The sequence below is a fragment of the Pseudomonas sp. R151218B TE3479 genome (genome assembly GCF_053629195.1).
The window spans coordinates 6,115,705-6,134,255 of record NZ_JBRJHV010000001.1 but is presented as its reverse complement, the minus strand read 5'-3'; the positions used below and the strand labels follow the sequence as shown (position 1 = coordinate 6,134,255).

17 protein-coding genes are annotated in these 18,551 nt (G+C 61.2%); 7 read left to right on the top strand and 10 right to left on the bottom strand.

Features of this window, described 5'->3' with window-relative positions; genetic code table 11:
* Positions 1-68: 68 nt before the first annotated feature.
* Positions 69-1,004: a LysR family transcriptional regulator gene (locus AB7M32_RS26755; protein ID WP_454251882.1), complete on the bottom strand. Its 936-nt coding sequence runs from the start codon at positions 1,002-1,004 to the stop codon at positions 69-71.
* A 171-nt stretch (positions 1,005-1,175) separates the two neighbouring features.
* Here AB7M32_RS26755 and AB7M32_RS26750 point away from each other — a divergent pair, with 171 nt between their 5' ends.
* From AB7M32_RS26750 to AB7M32_RS26725, 6 genes are read left to right on the top strand one after another with little or no spacing between them, the layout of a single operon-like run.
* The gene (locus AB7M32_RS26750) at positions 1,176-1,793 is read left to right on the top strand and encodes a thermostable hemolysin (RefSeq protein WP_060740904.1); all 618 of its coding nucleotides are present in this window, start codon (positions 1,176-1,178) and stop codon (positions 1,791-1,793) included.
* Complete coding sequence (locus AB7M32_RS26745) at positions 1,790-3,355, top strand: AMP-binding protein (protein WP_454251881.1); 1,566 nt, start codon at positions 1,790-1,792, stop codon at positions 3,353-3,355. The genes AB7M32_RS26750 and AB7M32_RS26745 overlap by 4 nt, the downstream gene beginning before the upstream one ends.
* Positions 3,330-4,211, top strand: a complete 882-nt coding sequence (locus tag AB7M32_RS26740; protein WP_454251880.1) for a TauD/TfdA family dioxygenase — start codon at positions 3,330-3,332, stop codon at positions 4,209-4,211. Before AB7M32_RS26745 ends, AB7M32_RS26740 begins: the two co-directional genes overlap by 26 nt.
* A gap of 8 nt (positions 4,212-4,219) precedes the next feature.
* A complete protein-coding gene (locus tag AB7M32_RS26735) occupies positions 4,220-5,344 on the top strand; it encodes an aminotransferase class III-fold pyridoxal phosphate-dependent enzyme (protein WP_454251879.1) in 1,125 nt (374 codons plus the stop codon).
* Positions 5,322-6,662, top strand: coding sequence for an aspartate aminotransferase family protein (locus AB7M32_RS26730; protein WP_454251878.1), 1,341 nt, complete (start codon positions 5,322-5,324; stop codon positions 6,660-6,662). The genes AB7M32_RS26735 and AB7M32_RS26730 overlap by 23 nt, the downstream gene beginning before the upstream one ends.
* Positions 6,663-6,664: 2 nt before the next feature.
* Positions 6,665-8,080 (top strand): amidase, encoded by a 1,416-nt coding sequence (locus AB7M32_RS26725; RefSeq protein ID WP_454252205.1) that lies wholly within the window; start codon positions 6,665-6,667, stop codon positions 8,078-8,080.
* A 6-nt stretch (positions 8,081-8,086) separates the two neighbouring features.
* On the opposite strand, the gene AB7M32_RS26720 is transcribed toward AB7M32_RS26725, so the two are convergent.
* The 6 genes from AB7M32_RS26720 to AB7M32_RS26695 form a co-directional block, all read right to left on the bottom strand.
* Positions 8,087-8,998, bottom strand: a complete 912-nt coding sequence (locus tag AB7M32_RS26720; RefSeq protein ID WP_413792360.1) for a DMT family transporter — start codon at positions 8,996-8,998, stop codon at positions 8,087-8,089.
* Between the two features lie 128 nt (positions 8,999-9,126).
* Positions 9,127-10,314 (bottom strand): cyanate transporter, encoded by a 1,188-nt coding sequence (locus AB7M32_RS26715; protein WP_158456077.1) that lies wholly within the window; start codon positions 10,312-10,314, stop codon positions 9,127-9,129.
* A 280-nt stretch (positions 10,315-10,594) separates the two neighbouring features.
* Positions 10,595-11,506, bottom strand: a complete 912-nt coding sequence (gene copD / locus AB7M32_RS26710; protein WP_454251877.1) for a copper homeostasis membrane protein CopD — start codon at positions 11,504-11,506, stop codon at positions 10,595-10,597.
* A 4-nt stretch (positions 11,507-11,510) separates the two neighbouring features.
* Complete coding sequence (gene copC / locus AB7M32_RS26705) at positions 11,511-11,888, bottom strand: copper homeostasis periplasmic binding protein CopC (protein ID WP_454251876.1); 378 nt, start codon at positions 11,886-11,888, stop codon at positions 11,511-11,513.
* Between the two features lie 43 nt (positions 11,889-11,931).
* Positions 11,932-12,834, bottom strand: coding sequence for a copper resistance protein B (locus tag AB7M32_RS26700; protein WP_454251875.1), 903 nt, complete (start codon positions 12,832-12,834; stop codon positions 11,932-11,934).
* 10 nt (positions 12,835-12,844) lie between these two features.
* The gene (locus AB7M32_RS26695) at positions 12,845-14,653 is read right to left on the bottom strand and encodes a copper resistance system multicopper oxidase (RefSeq protein ID WP_454251874.1); all 1,809 of its coding nucleotides are present in this window, start codon (positions 14,651-14,653) and stop codon (positions 12,845-12,847) included.
* A gap of 306 nt (positions 14,654-14,959) precedes the next feature.
* Between AB7M32_RS26695 and nadA the strand changes: the two genes are divergently transcribed.
* Positions 14,960-16,018, top strand: a complete 1,059-nt coding sequence (nadA, locus tag AB7M32_RS26690; RefSeq protein ID WP_003205010.1) for a quinolinate synthase NadA — start codon at positions 14,960-14,962, stop codon at positions 16,016-16,018.
* Between the two features lie 188 nt (positions 16,019-16,206).
* On the opposite strand, the gene AB7M32_RS26685 is transcribed toward nadA, so the two are convergent.
* From AB7M32_RS26685 to gcvT, 3 genes are all read right to left on the bottom strand, one after another.
* Positions 16,207-16,695 (bottom strand): RDD family protein, encoded by a 489-nt coding sequence (locus AB7M32_RS26685; RefSeq protein WP_060740916.1) that lies wholly within the window; start codon positions 16,693-16,695, stop codon positions 16,207-16,209.
* Between the two features lie 94 nt (positions 16,696-16,789).
* On the bottom strand, positions 16,790-17,002 hold the full coding sequence (locus tag AB7M32_RS26680) for a cold-shock protein (protein ID WP_003175786.1): 213 nt from the start codon (positions 17,000-17,002) through the stop codon (positions 16,790-16,792).
* Positions 17,003-17,396: 394 nt separating this feature from the next.
* A complete protein-coding gene (gcvT, locus tag AB7M32_RS26675; protein WP_454251873.1) occupies positions 17,397-18,521 on the bottom strand; it encodes a glycine cleavage system aminomethyltransferase GcvT in 1,125 nt (374 codons plus the stop codon).
* Between the last annotated feature and the right edge of the window lie 30 nt (positions 18,522-18,551).

Here is an 18,551-nt window from a genome sequence, read left to right as displayed (position 1 = left end):
GGATTTTTTTTTGCCTGATGAAAAGTCAGAGTCTGAACCGCTCGACGACTCGAGCGGTTCTCGGCGGATTAAAGCAGGCCGTCCTCGGCACAGACCTTGATGATCTGTTCGCGAAACCAGCTGTTGGCGCTGTCCTGGCTCGGTTTTTCGCTCCACATCATGTCCAGCGTGAAGTTCGGCAGACCTGCCGGTGGGCGACGATGGCTGAACGTGTTTTCGTCGCAGGTCAGCGCTTGAATGCGTCGAGGCAAGGTCAGGATGAAGTCGGTACCGGCGATCATGTTCAATGCCGCTACGTAGCTGTTGGCTCGGGCGACAATTTGGCGGTTATAGCCTTGCCGGGCGAGCCATCCATCGATCATGTTGGTATCGGATGTCCAGGGTGTCGGAAAAACATGCTGGCAGGCGACGAACGTTTCCAGGCTGAACGCCTCTTCCGCCAAAGTGAAGTTCTTATCGACCACACAAACCAGTTCATCTTCCAGTAGTACTTGTGAGCGCAGTCCCTTGACGCCGCGATGGAAGTTCGGGCCGAAACAAATAACCAGATCGAAACGCCCCTCCATCAACTCATCGGCTGGAATGTCCCTGTGGAACTTGGTGATATTAATGATGACTGGGAAGCGGCTGCCAATAAAACGCTTGACCAGCTTGGGCAGAATGAGGAGTTCAAAGTATTCCGGTGCGCAGACATTGAAGGTTATCTCTTTCTGAGTTGGATCGAATGCCGGAATACCAGAATGACATGTGTTTATTATCTTGAGGATACTAAGTATATGAGGGTACATGGCTGTGGCTTTGCTTGTCGGCAACATGCCACTACGGGTATTAACAAAAAGTTCATCTTCGAAGCTCGTGCGCAGCTTCTTCAGGCAATAGCTTACGGTTGACTGGCTGACACACAAGGCTTCGGACACCTCGGTGACGCTGCTCTGCTCGTACACCGCGACAAACACCATCAAGTCCTGCATATCCAGCTTTCTAAGCATATTACTATTAAGCATAAGATCCTTCTTGGCGCATTCCGTTGGCTAGCATCCCCGGTTTTTATGACAGGAACGTTTATTTATATATTAGCGGAAGCAATTTATTTTTTAAATGGCCTGTAGGAAATTTCCCCAATATGCTCGCCTCGCTTTTTGTAGAAATCCTGTACATGGACGGAGGAGGACGATATGCAAATACGTGTCGCGGAAACTAAGACACCGTTATGGGTGCAAGCCACAGAAGTTGTAAGGGATAAGTTTCGCAGTTCTTATTCGGCCTCAGTTGAACCGAATCCGCAGTACTTTGCAGTTACTCAGGATCCGGCCGATCGTATTCTCGCCTGCGCCGGTATTACTTTTGCCGATCACCGGATATTGTTTTCCGAGCAATACCTGACGCAACCTATCGACGAGATTTTGTCCCAGCGTTTCGAGAAAACCATCGAGCGCTCGAACATTGTTGAAATCGGCAACCTGGTCTCCCATCACCTGACGGCCGGAATGATCCTGGTCAATATGATTCCATTGTTGGCCTGGTGCATGGGCGGGCATTACCTGTTGTGCACCGTGACGCCTCGCGTACGGCAAATGATGGAAAGTTGCCAGATCGATTTCGAGCCCCTGCTGACCGCAGACCCAACGCGCCTGGCCGACGACGGCGGCAAGAATTGGGGGAGCTATTACGCCAAGTTGCCCGTCACCGGTTTCATCCGGGTCGACCCGCAACGTTCACGTTTCGCCGCCATGACGCTCAATACCTCGTTCACTCAACTGCCCGGCGACGTCATGGCGAGGGCACAGCCATGAGCGGCGGGTTTATCACTCAGTTGCAACGGGCGTTGCAAGACAATCGCCAGGCCGTCTGTGCGGTTGACTGGTTGGAAGCGGGCAAAGAGTCGGTGACGCTGACCTACGGCGAGCTGGAGCACCGGGCCCTTAACCTGGCGGCCGAACTGCAACGGCGTTTCCCAGAGCCGGCCTATGGCGATCATGTGGTGTTGGGGATTGCGACGCGCAACAGCAGCGACTGGCTGGTCGCCGACCTGGCGTGTCTGTTCGCCGGGATCACCGCGCTGCCTCTGCCGCTGGCGTTCAGCCAATCCCAGGCCGAACACCTGGCATCACGTTGCGATGGATTTCTGGTGGATGCGGCAGGGCAGCGAACGCTGGCTCAGCGTTGGAAGCTGAATTTTCCGGACAATCGCCTGCGCCGCCTCAACGAGCCGGTGATCGAACAACCTTTGCTACGACGGCCGGACGGCGAGGGTGACTGGATCTGCAAGATCATTCACACCTCGGGTACCACCAGCCGGCCAAAGGGGGTGCGCCTGAGCAACCGGGCGGTCGGCGCGGTGCTCGCCTCGCTGCGCCAGAGCATGCCGGTCGGTGCTCATCGTCGTTATCTGTCGCTGGTGCCCCTGAGTCTGCTGCTTGAGCAAGTCACCGCCGCATACCTGCCATTGTTGGCGGGTGGCACGGTGCATTTCCTGTCGTCGGACGAAGCGTTGCTCGGCGAGCCAGGGGCGTCGGCACAGCGGCTGGTCGACTGGATCCTGCGGGTCCAGCCAACGGCCCTGACGGTTCCGCCGGTCATGATCAATCGTTTCCTGGAGCAATTGAACGAAGGGGGCGGGCAGGGCGAGCGGCTGGCGCGTTACCTGCAATCGGGCGCGCATATCACCTGCGGCGGTGCGGCGGTGAGTATCGATGCCCTGCGTGGCTTGGCTGAGCAAGGCATCGAGGTGTACCAGGGCTACGGGCTTTCGGAGAACGCGTCGGTGGTCAGTGTGAACACCTTCGAACAGCAGCGTCTTGGCAGCGTTGGCAAGCCGTTGCCCCATGTCCAGGTGCGCATCGGCGCCGACCATACCATCGAGGTCAAGAGCAGCTCATTGTTCAGCGGTTACTCAGGTACGGACCCGAGTGCCTGTTCCATGTCGGACGACGGCTGGATGGACACCGGTGACCTGGGCGCGCTGGATGCCGATGGCTACCTCTATGTGCACGGGCGCAAGAAGAACGTGATCTGTCTGCCCAATGGCCGCAACGTCAGCCCCGAGCAGGTTGAACTGGAGTACCGCAAATACCCCGGCGTGAGCGACGCCGCGGTGTTTTTTGATGAGCAGCACGGTCTGGTGGCGTTGCTGTGCGTCGAGTCGACACCGGCGCGCGATGAACTGCTCGCCTGGTCGGCGGGGCGCTTCTCCGACATCGAACGCCCGGACCGGCTCTGGTTGCTGACCCAGGACGATCCGTTGCTCGAGCAACTCTACACCGTTACCGGGCGGCCAAAACGCGCCGATATCGCCAGTGTCTTCTCCACTCTGCAAAGGAATGCATCCAATGAGCACACCTGCCTTTCACTTTGAGAACCCGGACATCTCCATCGTTGAGTCGCGCCACTTCGCCAGCCTGGGCAAGGCCGAGTTGTATGAGCTGCTGGGGCATTACGGCGTCGTGCTGTTTCGCAACTGTATTCACAACGCCGAGGATTTCAGTGCCTACGTGAAGCAAAACAGTTCGCGGTTGAGCCTTGACCCAGCCCGGGTCATGGTCGGCGGCGCGGCGCAATTGGTGGACGCCGGGCGCCAGGCGGTTGGCCTGCACTGCGAAAATGGCAACTCACCATTCTGGCCGGACATGACCTGGTTCTATTGCCAGGAAGCACCGCGCAAGGGGTCGCAAACCACCCTGTGTGACGGCGAACGGGTGCTGGAAAAACTGTCCCCAGGCTGCCGCACGTTCTTTGAAGAAAATCCGATTCGTTACAGCCGCACCGTGGCGGGGGAGAAATGGCGCCGGCTGGTCTGTCATTACTCGCCAACGTTGTCGGATCCGGCGGCCGTCGCGATCGAGGACCTGTTGCAGATCATCGGTGACGATCCGCAAACCCTGATTTCCTTCAACCCGGCCGATGACTCGATCCATTACGCCTTCAGCACGTCGGCGATCCTGACGTCCCCTTTCAGCCGGCGTCAGGCCTTTGCCAACAGCATTCTGGGGCCTTCCTTCAACTACGAGGCGCCGGTCATCGATACGGTGGCCGGGCAGCCGATCCCTGCCGAGTTCCTGGCTGAAATCGCTGAGGTTTCTGCCCATTACACCTGCCCGGTTGGCTGGCGTGACCACGACGTGGTGATGATCGATAACCGTCGGGTCATGCACGGTCGGGAAACCATCGTCGACGAGCGTCGACGCATTTTCAACGCCTTGAGCTATCGCTGAGAGCCTTCATGAAAAACAACAAACAGATTATCGGCGGGCAGTACGAGACCTATCTCGACGGCGAGGGTCGGGAGATCATTGACCTGACCGGTGGGTTTGGCTTCCAGGTGCCGTCCGTGATCGAGGCGGTCACCCGCCAGGCAGAGATCATGGGCCTGTCCAATCGGGTGCTGATGTCCGAACCGCTGATTGCCTTGTGCCGACGCCTGGCTGAGCTGCTGCCCGCCCCGCTGGTCAGTTCTTATGTGTGCAGCTCCGGCGACGAAGCGTTCGAGGGGGCCTTGAAGTTGTGCAAAGGGCTCAAGCCCAAAGGCAACACCATCGTGTTCATCCAGGGCGGCGACTACGGCTCGCTGACGTACGGGCGCTGCCTCAATGCCGCGCAAGGTGACCTGGGTGTCCAGGCGTTCCTGGGGTTCAAGCGAGTGGCGATCCGTCACCTGGCTGACCTGGACACGGTGGACTGGAATGATTGCTTCGCGGTGTGCCACAGCAATACCCGCACGGATGCAAACGGCCGGTTGCAATTGCTCGATGCCGATTTGATCGAGCAATTGCATGCTCGCGCGGCAAAGGCGTCGGCACCGGTCATTGCGGTGGATACCCACAGTTGCCTCGGCAGCCTGGGTTCGCTGTTCGGCTTCCAGCGTTATCGTCCGACTCCGGACATCGTTGTACTCGGCGGGTCCCTGGGCGGCAGTGCAATTCCCATCGGCACCTATACCTGCAGCGAACACATGGCCTGGCAGGTTTATGGGCGCAGCAGCCCCGCCAAACACGGCAGTACAACTGCCGGTAATCCCATGGCCTGCGTGGCAGCCCTGGCCGCGCTGGAGTACGTGCAGGCCCACGACTCGCCCCGGCATTGTCAGGAAAACGGCCAGTACCTGGCACAAGCCCTTGCGTCATTGGGGGCTGTGGCCGTCGGCGCCTGGGTCAGCTTGCCGCTGGCTGACGACCTGCAACCGGCCGTGCTGTGCGAGGCGCTTTACCAGCGAGGGGTCTATGTCAGTACGCCCCGTGGCCGCGAAGTCATTTTGCGTTGCCCGATCACTGCACGCCCCGAGCAGATTCAACGTGCCGCACTTATCATCAAGGAGACGTTAAGCCATGTCCTTACTCAGGCCGCATGAACAATTGCTGGACGATTGCCAGCGCCACTGGAGTGCGTCGGCGGCCAAGCTGTATCGCCTTGGCAAGACCACTGTCGAACAGCAGACCGATGGCATCCACGTCACTGACCACACCGGCAAGCGCTTCATCGACTGCGCGTGCAGCTACGGGGTGTTTATCGTCGGGCATCGCAACCCGATGGTGCGTGAGCGGGTGCAGGCGCAATTGAATCAACTGGCCTGGGTGCCGGAAGGCCGGCGCCATCCGCTGCAGGACACCTTGTCCGAGCGACTGTGCCAGTTGGTGTCGGGGGAGTGGGGCGACGTGCAATTCATGGTCTCGGGCGCCGAGGCCGTCGAGCAGAGCCTGCGCTATGTGCTGCGGATCCAGCCTCAACGGCGTGGCATCGTGGTGATGAGCGGCTCCTACCACGGCAAGACCCTGGCGGCGATGAGCATCCTGGGCCAGCAACAGAACCATGGCAGCTATGGCATCGATCCTCCCGAAGTGACCTGCGTGCCCTACGGTGATTTCGCCGCGTTGCAGAAGGCCGTGGGCGAGGGCGTGTGTGCGGTGTACGTCGAGCCGATTCTGGGCGGGGCTCATTTGCAGGTGCCGCCGGTGGGCTACATGGCCAACATTCGGGCCCTGTGCGACGCCACCGGCACCCTGTTGGTGGCCGATGAAATCCAGACCGGTTTCGGTCGCTGCGGCAAATGGTTCGCCGTGCAATACGATGACGTGGTGCCCGACATCATGATCCTCTCCAAGGGCTTGACCGGCGGCTACACCTCGTTTGCCTGTGCCATGTACAGTCAGCGCCTGGTCACCCAGTACCCCCTCAGTGATATCGAGCCGGATACGCGCACCAACGGTGGGCACCCGGTCGCATGCGCATCGGCGCTCGCGGCCATCGATTACATCGAGCAAAACAACCTGGTGGAGCTGTCCCGGGTCAACGGTGGCGTGTTGCGCCACGGCCTGCAACGGTTGGCCCTGCGCTATCCGCACATTGTCGAAGACGTGCCGGGCGTCGGCTTGATGACAGGCCTGCGTTTGCGTGGCTCGGTTTATGAAGCCTTGATGAGCATGGAATTGGGCAAGCGTGGCGTGCATGCCGGGCATTCGATGAATGAGAAGGCCGAACGTCCGGTGCTGCGCTTCTATCCGCCGTTGAATATCGAACCCGAAGCGTTGCGGCATGTTCTGGCGATGATCGAAGAGGCCCTGGAAGCCATCGACCAACGTCCGGCACTGGCGGTAAAGGCGTTTTCCCTGGTGGTGCGCAATATGTATCAGTTGCCCAATAAGTGGTTGCGCAGCAAGGAGGCGTCTTGAGTATGTACAACCCCGACACGCTGACGTTGCGGGAAATGGCCGGTCTGCTGCGCCGGGGCGTGCTGACCAGCGTGACGTTGCTGGAGTTCTACTTGCAACGCATCGCCGAGCGTAACCGGCAGATCAACGCATTGATCCAACTGGCGCCGGTCGAGGAACTGCGGCGCCAGGCCCGAGAGGCGGACGAGATGGCGCGTATCGGCCAGATCAGCGGTCCGCTGCACGGCATTCCCATCACTGTCAAAGACGTCCTCCATGTTCGCGGATTCAAGATGTCCCGCGGCGTGGGGGAACTGATGGGGGAGGTCAGCCAAGAGGACGCGACGGCTGTCGCCCGACTTCGGCAGGCCGGCGCGATCATTCTGGGCATCAGCAATGTGCCGGAACTGTGCATGGCCTTCGAGACCGAGAACCTGATCTACGGGCGCACCCTCAACCCCCACGATCTGCTTCGCTCGGCGGGAGGCAGCAGTGGCGGTGAAGCGGCTGCCATCGCCGCCGGATGCTCGCCAGCGGGGCTGGCGTCCGATGCCTGCGGCAGTGTGCGGATTCCGGCGCATTTCAATGGCATCTGCGGCCTGAAACTGACCCAGGGACGAGTGCCGTTGACCGGCCAGTTCCCCAATGACCGTTCCGGGCTGTTTCACCTGACCTCGGCCTTTGGCGTGATGGGGCGCTATGTCGATGACCTGGCGCTGCTCGGTCCGCTGATCAGCGGTGCCGACGGCCATGATCCAGACACCGTCGATGTGCCGTTCGCTGCCAGCGAGCCCCTGGCCGACCTGCGTATCGCGCTGTTCTCGGCGTCGAGCCGAACCCCCGTCAGCGCGGCGGTGAGCCAGGTGTTGCAGCAGGTCGAACGATGCTTGAGCGCCGTGGTGGCGCAGGTGAGCGAGGTCGCGCCGCCGATGCTCGACGAAGCCTGCGATGTCCTGTGGCGGGTGTTCATCACGGGGGCTGACGCCGGACGCGGCTGGCGGCGTTTGTTCGAGTCCATGAACAAGCGCAGCTTTACCCCGGCGATCGCTCAGTTGCTGGACATGAGCGAGGCCGTGGAGTTGAGCGTGGATGAAGTCAAGCGCGACTGGATCATGATCGATACCTTCCGCTATCAGTTGGCGAAGTTCTTCAAGCAGCACGATCTGTTCATCTGTCCGGTCTTCCCGGATGTCGCGTTCCGCCATGGGGAATCCCTGGAAGACCGCGATCAGTATGCCTTCGTGTTCCCGTTCAGTCTCAGCGGCTCACCCGCGGTGGTGATCCGCGCCGGCGTCGACCCATCCACCGGTATGCCCATCGGCATTCAGATTGTCGGGCCTCACTGGCAAGAGGAACGGTTGTTGGCGGTAGCGGCTTTCCTTGAGCGGGAACTGGAGCGCTGGAGCCCGGTTTCGCCTCGCCCGGTATCGACGTACTGAGGGGACTCAAGCCGTAACGGTTCTGGCGTTACGGCTGCTGACCACCAATGCCAGCATGCCGCCGCCCACCAGCGCAGCACCGATGATCTCGATCATCATCGGTTGCTGTCTGAGCCAGAACCAATTCAGCAGGGTGACGAACAGGGTGTTGAGGTAAACGTAGGAAATCACCGTGGAGGGCGAGATCACCCCGATTGCCCGGTGCAGCAGCCAGAACGTGGCGAGGGTGCCGAACAAGGCCAGGTATACCAGCCAGCCGATGTCCAGCGTCGACAACTGCAGGCCGCTGCGCCACCCGCCGCTGGCCAGGCAGAACACCAGCAGGAACAGCGAACCGAACAGCATGTTCCAGAATGTCATCGCCACCGGATCGCGGCCCTGCAACGCTGTTGCCTTGAAGCGCTGGCTCAGCGGCGAATACAACGCCATCGCCAGGCAACCGGCACCGAACACCAGCACCGGATAAAGCGCCGGCATTTGCCCCGGAGCCGAGCCCTTGAGCGTCAGCAACACCGCACCGACTGCCGCCACCAACATGGGCAGCAGGCGGGTCTTGAGGCTGGGACTGGGCAGCAGGAATACCTCGAAAAACAAGGTCATCAAGGGCACCAGCGTGTACAGCGTCGCGGTGTTGACCGCAGAGGTGTAGCGCAGCGCTTCGAACAACGAACCAAAGTAAGTCGCCAACAGCAGGCCGAGCACGGCGTGGGCCAGCAGGCCCCGGATGGAAATGGGGGAGGTGTTTTTCAGGAGCAGCAGCGGCAGGAACATCAGTGCGGAAAACAGCAGCCGCAGGCCTGTGAGCAGGATCGGGTCGATCGTCTGGCTGACCTGGGCCGCGGCAAAGAACGACGAGGCGATGAGCATTGCCCAAATGAGCATGCCCCAGTGAGCGGCGGCAAAACCGACGTTTTTCATCAAGGTCTTATTCCTGTGTGCGGATCGGAACGTCATGATGGGCAAAACGGTCTGCCGTCATGGGTGAACTGTCAAAACCGGGGCTGCATCGAATGCAGCCCCGGGCGCGAGTGGCCGGTCTTTGACGACTAGCTGATATGCCGCGCGTATTGCTTGGGATTGAAGCGCAGGACCATCAGGAGCATCAACGCCATGACGACGGTGAGCGACCACCAGGCCCATTCGAAGCTGCCCAACTGATCGCGGATCATCCCGGCAATCAATGGCGAGAGCCCGGCGATCAGGTAGCCGATGCCTTGCACGAACGCGGTCAGGCCACCGGCCCGTCGCGGGTTGTCCAAGTGGTCGAGGGACACGATCAAACTCATCGGGAACAGGCCACCGATGCCCAGGCCCAGCAGGCAAGGCCACAACAGGCTGAAGCGTTCCGGGCTGAGGATCAGGCCGCAGAAGCCGCCCATGATCAGGACCAGCAGCACGGCTAGGACCATGCGCTTGTCCTGGCTGCGGTTGGCGATCGCCGGGGTGACGAGGCCGGACAGCACTTCCATGGCCGTGAGGAACCCCAGCAGCAGGCCCGCGTGTTGTTCACTCCAGCCCTTTTCCACGTAGTACGGGGCCAGCCAGGCCAGTACACAGGTGTAGGAGGCGGTGCCCAGGCCGAAGAAAATCGCCAGCAACCAAGCTCGGGAATTGCTGAAGAATGACTCTTGCTGTTGGACAGGGGCTGCGGGTAATGGGGTCACGGCCGAGCGCTGGGCGTACCAGCAACCCAGGGCGACCAACGCCAACAGCGCCCAAATCGCCAGGCCGATGCGCCAACTGCCGGTCTGCGCCAGGACAAACGGCGAAAACGATGCGGCAAGCGCCGCGCCGCCCATGATCGACGTGACATACAGGCCCATGAACAGCGAGACGTTGTCGGCGTAGCGCGACTTGATCAGCGCTGGCATCACCGCCTGGATCAGTGCGATACCGAGTCCGGCCAGCACCGCGCTGATGATCAGCTCGGCCGCGCTGTCCAGGTACAAGCGCGATGCGGTGGCGATACCGATGATCAACAGCGACAGCACAATGGTGCGGTGTTCACCGATGCGCAGGGCGATGCGCATGCCCAGGAACATCGCCAGGCCCATGGCCATGACCGGCAACATGGTCAGCAGCGAGGCCGTGCTGAAGCTCAGGGGGACCTCGCCGCGAATGGCTGACAGCAACGGCCCGACCGCGGCCATCGAGGGCCGCAGGTTCAGCGCCACCAACACGATGCTGACCATCAGCCAGACGGCGTGGGTGCTTGAGGTTCGAACGTTTTCCATAACAGAGCCTTGGTTAACAAAGCGTCATTTAGGCTGGGGTGGCCTGTTATGGGCAAACTGAAAACTGGCGGGGGGTATTGAAAAATTAAATGCTGCAGGTAATGGTAATCAGTGAAGGGATCAGAGTTTTTGTGGCGAGGGGATTTATCCCCGCTGGGCTGCGAAGCAGACCTGAAAAGTATGGACGCAACTTGCCTGACACACCGAGCGCTCAGGCTTGGGGGTTGCTTCGCAACCCAGCGGGGATAAATCCCCTCGCCACACTGTAGCTCACAACCTCTTATTCCATCCCCGGGCTCAACGTCCCCAACCAGGCCACCAACCCCAGGATGACCACCGCCACGGCGAACTCCAGGACCATGCTGCGCCGCAGGGCCTTCACCGCAACCCCGTGCTCGCCGCTCTGTCGGGCCTGTTCCAGCAGCGGGCTCAGGTGAAAACGATTCAGCGCGGCGAACACCAGCATGGCCGCGAACAAGATGAGTTTGAGCGTCAGCAACTGACCGTAGGTGCTGTCGAGCAACCCTGTGACACTGGGGCCGACGATGAACAGATAATTGACCACCCCAGTCACGCTGATGACCACCACGATCACCGCACCGGCGGTTTCGAACCCGGTCAATGTCCGGGCCAGCACCGCCAACGCAGGTTCGGCCTGGCGAAGCTGCAGGGCAAACGCGGCCAAGGCACCGACCCAGCCACCCGCTGCCCACAGGTGCAGGAAGTCGGTGATGAAGTGCCAGTTGCGACGGCTGCCTTCGTCCATGGCGCCGTGCCCTGCCCAAGCCAGTGTCGCCAGCGCTACGGCCCCGGCCAGCGTGACCAGGCCGAGGCTGGCGCTCGGCCAACGGGGATTGAGCGTCACGGCGAAACCGGCCAGCAGCAGCGCCGCCATGCGCAACGTCCAACTCAAGCCGACATCGGTTTGCACGACCATCATTTCAATGTGCGGCCACAGTTCGGCCCACGCCGAAACACCGCTCATGGCCCAGGCCATGCACGCCATGGCCGCCAGGGAGAGCAAGCCCCCCAGCACCGCCGTGATCAACAGCAGCGGCGCGAAAGGCAACTGCACCCCCGAGACCCGCTCCTGGCCTCGCAGGCTATAGAGGCCAAACGCGGCCAGACCGAACAGCAACATCAAATCCAGGTACAAGGCAAAGCGCAGCGCGATGTTGATCGAATCGCTCATCAACTCACTTCACCTTGAATGTGACGTTGCCGGTGATCGGGTGAGTGTCGGACGACACCGCGCGCCACTGGACTTGGTAAGTACCGGTGGTAAGCGGGGCATTCGGCGTGATGACCATGGTTTTCGGGTCATCGCTGCCGGACACCTTGGCCGGCATGGGCATCGGCGAATGCGCCGCCATGCCCGGCATCGCGGTCATCATCAGCTTGGCGCCGGAAAACCGGGTCATCAGGTTTTCGGAAAAGTGCAGCTCGATCTTCGCCGGCGCCGCCCCTTCGGCGCCTTCGGCCGGGGAGGAGGACAGCAGTTTCGGGTGGGCCTGGGCCAGGCCACTGAGCAACAGGCCGGCGGACAAGGCGACGGCGGTTTTGATGAATGACATGCAAGGACTCCTACAGCTCGGTTTTTAGTTTGAGTGGAACAGGTCAGAACCACAGGCGCAGGCCCAGCACCAGGCGCGCTTCGCTGCGGTCTTCGCCTTCTTCGCGGGCGTAGTCGGCGGTGTTGCCGTAGACCCGATTCCAGGTGACGCCAATGTAGGGCGCGAATTCGCGGCGTATTTCGTAGCGCAGCCGCAGGCCGAGCTCGGTGTCTGACAGCCCCGAGCCGACGCCACGGGCGGGATCGTTCTTGCCATAGAAGTTGGCTTCGGCGGTGGGCTGCAGGATCAGGCGGTTGGTCAGCAAGATGTCATAGTCGCCCTCCAGGCGCGCCGCGCTCTGGCCACCTTCGCCGATGAACGCGGTGGCCTCGGCTTCGAAGTTGTAGAGCGCCATGCCTTGCACACCGAAGGCGGCCCAGGTTTGCGGATCGCCTGGCTTGAAGTCCTGGCGCACGCCGGCCACCAGGTCCCACCAGGGGCTGACAGCGTGGCCCCACAGGGCCTGCAATTCGGCTTCTTCGGTCTTGCCGTTGAGGCGTTCACCTTCGGAGCGCAGCCACAAACGGTCGATGTCGCCGCCGATCCAGCCCGAGGCATCCCAGCTCAGGGCGCTGCCGTCATCGGCGTCCTGCCATTCCAGTTGGTCGATGAGGAAAAACGAGTTGATGGCGCTGTCATGCACCGCGTGTCCGCCATGATCCTCGTAGACGGCGGCGCGGTCGGCGGCGGTCAGTGCCGGGATCGGCGTACGGCTGCTGGCCGGCGCTGATTGCATGGGTTCCATGCCCTGCATTGAGTCCATGCCTTGCATCTGGCTGTGGTCCATTCCCGGCATCTGGCTGTGATCCATGCCGGGCATGTCGTTGCTGGCCGCCCAGGTCGAGGTGGTGGCGCCGAGGGCCAGGCTGGCAATGAGTGCGGTGGAGTAGTGAAAAACAGTGGTCATGGTCGGCTCCTCATTCCTGCACCCGAACTTCACGGAACATGCCCATCTCCATGTGAAACAGCAGATGGCAGTGATACGCCCAGCGCCCGAGGGCATCGGCGGTGACCCGGTAGCTGCGCCTGGCGCCCGGTGGCACGTCGATGGTGTGCTTGCGGACCATGAACTGGCCGTTCTCATCCTCCAGGTCGCTCCACATGCCGTGCAGGTGGATGGGGTGGGTCATCATGGTGTCGTTGATCAACACGATGCGCAGTCGCTCGCCGTACTTGAGCAGCAGCGGCGCGGCATCGGCGAACTTCACGCCGTTGAACGACCAGACGAATTTCTCCATGTGCCCGGTCAGGTGCAGCTCGATCGTGCGGCCCGGTTCGCGGCCGTCGGGGTCGGGAAAGGTGCTGCGCAGGTCGGAGTAAGTGAGCACTTTGCGGCCGTTGTCCCTCAGCCCCATGCCCGGGTCATCGAGCTTGGGCTTGACGCTCATGGCCTGCATGTCCACCAGGGGATTGTCTTTCTCGGTGTCGGGGTGCGCGAGCATGCTGTCCATGCCCTGCATGGCACCGTGATCCATACCGGCCATGTCGCCCATGCCCTGCATCTGGCTGTGATCCATGCCTTGCATCGAGCTGTCGTCCATTCCCGCCGTGCCCTGCATCGAGCCATGGTCCATGCCGCTCATTTGCCCCATGCCGCCGTGGTCCATGCCGCTCATGCCCATGTCGTCCATGGTCACCAGGGGCCGAGGGTCCAGGGGCGGCACCGGTGCCGACAGTCCGGCCCTGGTCGCGAGGGTGCCGCGGGCATACCCGGTGCGGTCCATGGACTGGGCGAACAGGGTGTAGGCCTCTTGGATCGGTTCGACGATGACGTCATAGGTTTCGGCCACGGCGATCCGGAACTCATCGACGCTCACCGGTTTGACGTATTGGCCGTCGGACGCAACTACGGTCATCTTCAAGCCGGGAATGCGCACGTCGAAATAGCTCATGGACGAACCGTTGATAAAGCGCAGGCGAAGGCGCTCGCCAGGCTTGAACAGGCCGGTCCAGTTCATGTCCGGCGCCTGGCCGTTCATGAGGTAGGTGTAGGTGGCGCCACTGACGTCGGCCAGGTCGGTGGGGTTCATCTTCATCTCGGCCCACATCTTGCGGTCGGCCACAGTGCTGGCCCAGCCGTTCTTGCCCACGTCGTCGATGAAGTCGCCGACGGTGCGTTTGTTGTAGTTGTAGTAGTCCGACTGTTTCTTGAGCTTGCGCAGGATGTTGGCGGGGTCTTCATCGGTCCAGTCGGTGAGCATCACCACATAGTCCCGTTCGTACTGGAAGGGCTCGGGCTCCCTGGCGTCAATCACCAGCGGGCCGTAGACCCCGGATTGCTCCTGGAAACCGGAATGGCTGTGGTACCAGTAGGTGCCGTTCTGCCGGACCTTGAATTGATACACGTACAGGCCGCCGGGCTCGATGCCTTTGAAACTCAACCCCGGAACGCCGTCCATGTTGGCCGGCAGCAGGATGCCGTGCCAGTGGATGGAGGTGGTGTCCTGCAAGCGATTGCGCACCCGCAGGGTCACGGTGTCGCCTTCACGCCAGCGCAGCAATGGGCCGGGGATGCCGCCGTTGATGGTCTGGGCGGTGCGGGGGCTACCGGTGAAATTGACCGGGCTTTCGCCGATGAACAGGTCGAACTCGGTGCCGCTCAGTACGTTGGGCTGGCCCGGGCCGGTGACTGCCCAGACGGGCGGGCGCCACAAACCCAGGCCGGCGAGGAGGCCACCGGCCGTCAGGCCCTTTACGAAGGTTCGCCGGGAAGTTTTTGTTTGCATGCGATGAAAGTCCGTCAGTCGATTCGCTGCGTGCATGGGAAGTGGTCCCCTGTGCAGGTTTGAGCGAAAGATGACACAGGCGGACGAGGCGAGTGATTACATTTCAGTCAGCTTGGCGGGGCGCGAAGTCGCCCGGCGGGGCACAGGTCAGAATGATCTTTTGCATCGGCGGGATATTCTGTAGCCTTGCCGGCTTCACGCTGTCCCGTGCCTGATTGATACCCACTTTCCCGGCGGTACCCGAGTGGTCCGGAGCCGGGTGTATACTCGACTTTCGCGCTAAACGCGCTTGCAGGTCTTGCGAACATGACGCAAATTTCCGAACGCCTTCTGGTCCAGGCCCACCTCGACGCCAAGCAGCCCAAGCCGCTGACCGCCGAGCAAGAAGCCTGGTACCGCGCCGCCATCGCCGCCGAGCTCAAGGCTCAGGACGCGGTGCTGGTCGCGCATTTCTACTGTGACCCGATCATCCAGGCCCTGGCCGAAGAGACCGGTGGCTGCGTGTCCGACTCCTTGGAAATGGCCCGCTTCGGCAATGCCCACCCGGCCAAGACCGTGGTGGTGGCCGGGGTCAAGTTCATGGGCGAGACCGCCAAGATTCTCAACCCCGAAAAACGCGTGTTGATGCCCACCCTGGAGGCCACCTGCTCCCTGGACCTGGGCTGCCCGGTGGACGAGTTCTCGGCGTTCTGCGACCAGCATCCGGAGCGCACCGTGGTGGTTTATGCCAACACCTCGGCGGCGGTCAAGGCCCGTGCTGACTGGGTGGTGACGTCCAGTTGCGCCCTGGAAATCGTCGAAAGCCTGATGGACAACGGCGAGACGATCATCTGGGGCCCGGACAAGCACCTGGGCACTTACATCCAGCGCAAGACCGGCGCCGACATGTTGCTCTGGGACGGTGCCTGCATCGTCCACGAAGAGTTCAAGTCCAAGCAGTTGGAGGACATGAAGGCGCTGTACCCGGACGCCGCGATCCTGGTGCACCCGGAGTCTCCGACGTCGGTGATCGAGCTGGCGGACGCCGTGGGCTCCACCAGCCAGTTGATCGCCGCGGCCCAGACCCTGCCGAACAAGACGCTGATCGTCGCCACCGACCGGGGTATTTTCTACAAGATGCAGCAGCTATGCCCGGACAAGGTCTTCATCGAAGCCCCTACCGCCGGTAACGGCGCGGCATGCCGCAGTTGCGCGCACTGCCCATGGATGGCCATGAACACCCTGGAGCGCACGCTCAAGAGCCTGCAGGAAGGTGCCAACGAGATCTTCGTCGACCCGGCGCTGATCCCCCAGGCGATTCGCCCGCTCAAGCGCATGCTGGACTTCACCCAGGCGGCGCGGATGAAGCTGGCGGGGAATGCTTGAAACAGAAGAAGATATTGAGACTTGCGAGGCTTTTTTGTGGCGAGGGGATTTATCCCCGCTGGGTCGCGAAGCGGCCCTGAAACCTGACACCACGGAGTATCAGGCTAAACATATGGGGCCGCTTCGCAGCCCAGCGGGGATAAATCCCCTCGCCACAAATGTATTTCAACTTTTCTGATTAGGTGGCTTTACTTGGTCTTCTTGGGAATCCGCACCAGTTGCGTTTCCGAGTAGATGTCATGCCAGCTGCGCTGGCGCTTATCGAACAGCGCCCAGATGAAACCTAACCCCACCAGCAGCAGTGACGCAATCGACACCACGAACCGCAACAGCGCCTGCCACAGACTGATGGCCGTGCCATCGGCGTTCTGTACGCGGATGCACCACACCTGCATGCCCAGGGTCTGGCCATTGTGGGTCCAGAACTTGGCGAAGAAGCCGAACAGCACGAACAGCAGCACGGTGGACAGCAGCGGGTCGCCGTCCAGGGCGCCGGCTTCGGTCAGGGCGCGCATTTTTTCTTCGCCAATGATCGCCATCTGGATCATCTTGTAGGCACCGCTGGTGACGATCAGCAGCGCTGTGCACAGCAAAAAGTCATAAAACATCGCCGCCAGGCGACGGCCCAGGCCGGCGGGGGGAAAGTCGCCCTGGGGCGTGAGCAGGTGTTTCGGCATGATGGCCTCGGCTGAAAAAAGAAGCCATTTTACGGATTTACGCCCATAAAAAAGCCCCTGATATCAATCAGGGGCTTTTTAGTGTGCGAAAGCCTCAGGCCTCGGCTTGAACCTCGTCAGCCTGCATGCCTTTCTGGCCTTGCACGGCAACGAAAGTGACTTTCTGGCCTTCTTTCAGGCTTTTGAAGCCGTTGCCCTGGATGGCGCGGAAATGCACGAACAGGTCCGGACCGCTTTCAGGCGTGATAAAACCAAAACCCTTTTCGTCGTTGAACCACTTGACGGTACCGCTCTGACGTTGAGACATTTTCTTATTTCCTTTGACGCTAAAATTGATGACAGCCTCTTTCGCATGAAAGAGTACTGGGCTGGGTTGCAGGAAAGTAAGAGACGTCGAACGGGATGTAGCGAACTTCATAAGCTACTGCCCAGGTCACGATTCCAAGCGACCCATGCAAACACAGTGACCAAACTCTACGCCAACTTCGAATAAAAAAACAACCCCCCGGAAGGCCCCGTATTTGCTCAGCTAGCCCGCATTTACGCCGCTTGCGGAGCAGGGCTTATTCGATAGGCTAGTTCAATTGTTTGCGACCGTTATAAGGTCGGTTGAATGTCGAAAGATATGCACCTTTTTATGGCGGTTGCGTGACACATTAGTGCACGTATAACGCAACCGCGTTACTTATAGAAACAACCAATCAGCCGCGGTAGTAGCGCTGTGGAACGAATGGCATTTTGCTTACAAGCAAAGGCACCCTTTTCCCACGCACGATGGCCCAGACCGGCGTATCCAGTGCCACATAGGCGCTGTCCAGGTAACCCATCGCCAACGGCGCGCCCAGGGTCGGGCCGAAACCGCCGCTGCACACAGAACCGATGATCTCGCCGGCTTCGTTGACGATCTCCGCGCCTTCACGTACGGGTGTGCGTTCCTGGGGCAGCAGGCCGACGCGTTTGCGCTTCACGCCGCCCTGTTGTTGGGCGAACACGCTCTCGGCGCCGGGGAAACCACCGGCGCGAGCGCCATCGGCACGGCGCACTTTGGAAATGGCCCACAGCAGACTGGCTTCGATCGGCGTCGTCTCGGTGTTCATGTCGTGGCCATACAGGCACAGGCCGGCTTCCAGGCGCAGGGAGTCACGGGCGCCGAGGCCAATGGGCGCGACTTCCGGCTCGGCCAGCAAGGCGCGGGCGAGTTTTTCCGCGTCGGCGGCGGGGACGGAGATTTCGAAACCGTCTTCACCGGTGTAGCCCGAACGGCTGACAAAGCACTCCACGCCCAACAGCGTGACGCGCTGGAACTGCATGAAGGTCATCTTCGCCACGTCCGGCGCCAGGCGGGCGAGCACGGTGACGGCGGCCGGGCCTTGCAGGGCAAGCAGGGCACGGGCTTCGAACAGCGGCTCGATAGTGCACTGATCGCCAATGTGCGCACGCAGGTGAGCCAGGTCGTGTTCCTTGCAGGCGGCGTTGACCACCAGGAACAGCTCGTCATTGCCCAGGTTGGCGACCATCAGGTCGTCAAGGATGCCGCCGTTCTCGTTGGTGAACATGGCGTAGCGCTGCATGCCCACCGGCAGGTCGATGATGTCCACCGGCACCAGGGTTTCCAGGGCCTTGGCGGCGCCTGCGCCGCTCAGGCGGATCTGGCCCATGTGGGACACGTCGAACAGCCCGGCCTGATCGCGGGTGTGCTGGTGTTCCTTCATCACGCCCAGTGGGTACTGCACCGGCATGTCGTAGCCGGCGAACGGCACCATGCGGGCGCCGAGTTCGAGGTGCAGGGCGTGCAGCGGGGTTTTCAACAGTTGTTCGGTGGACATATCAGCTCCTGGAAAATGAGAATGGCACGC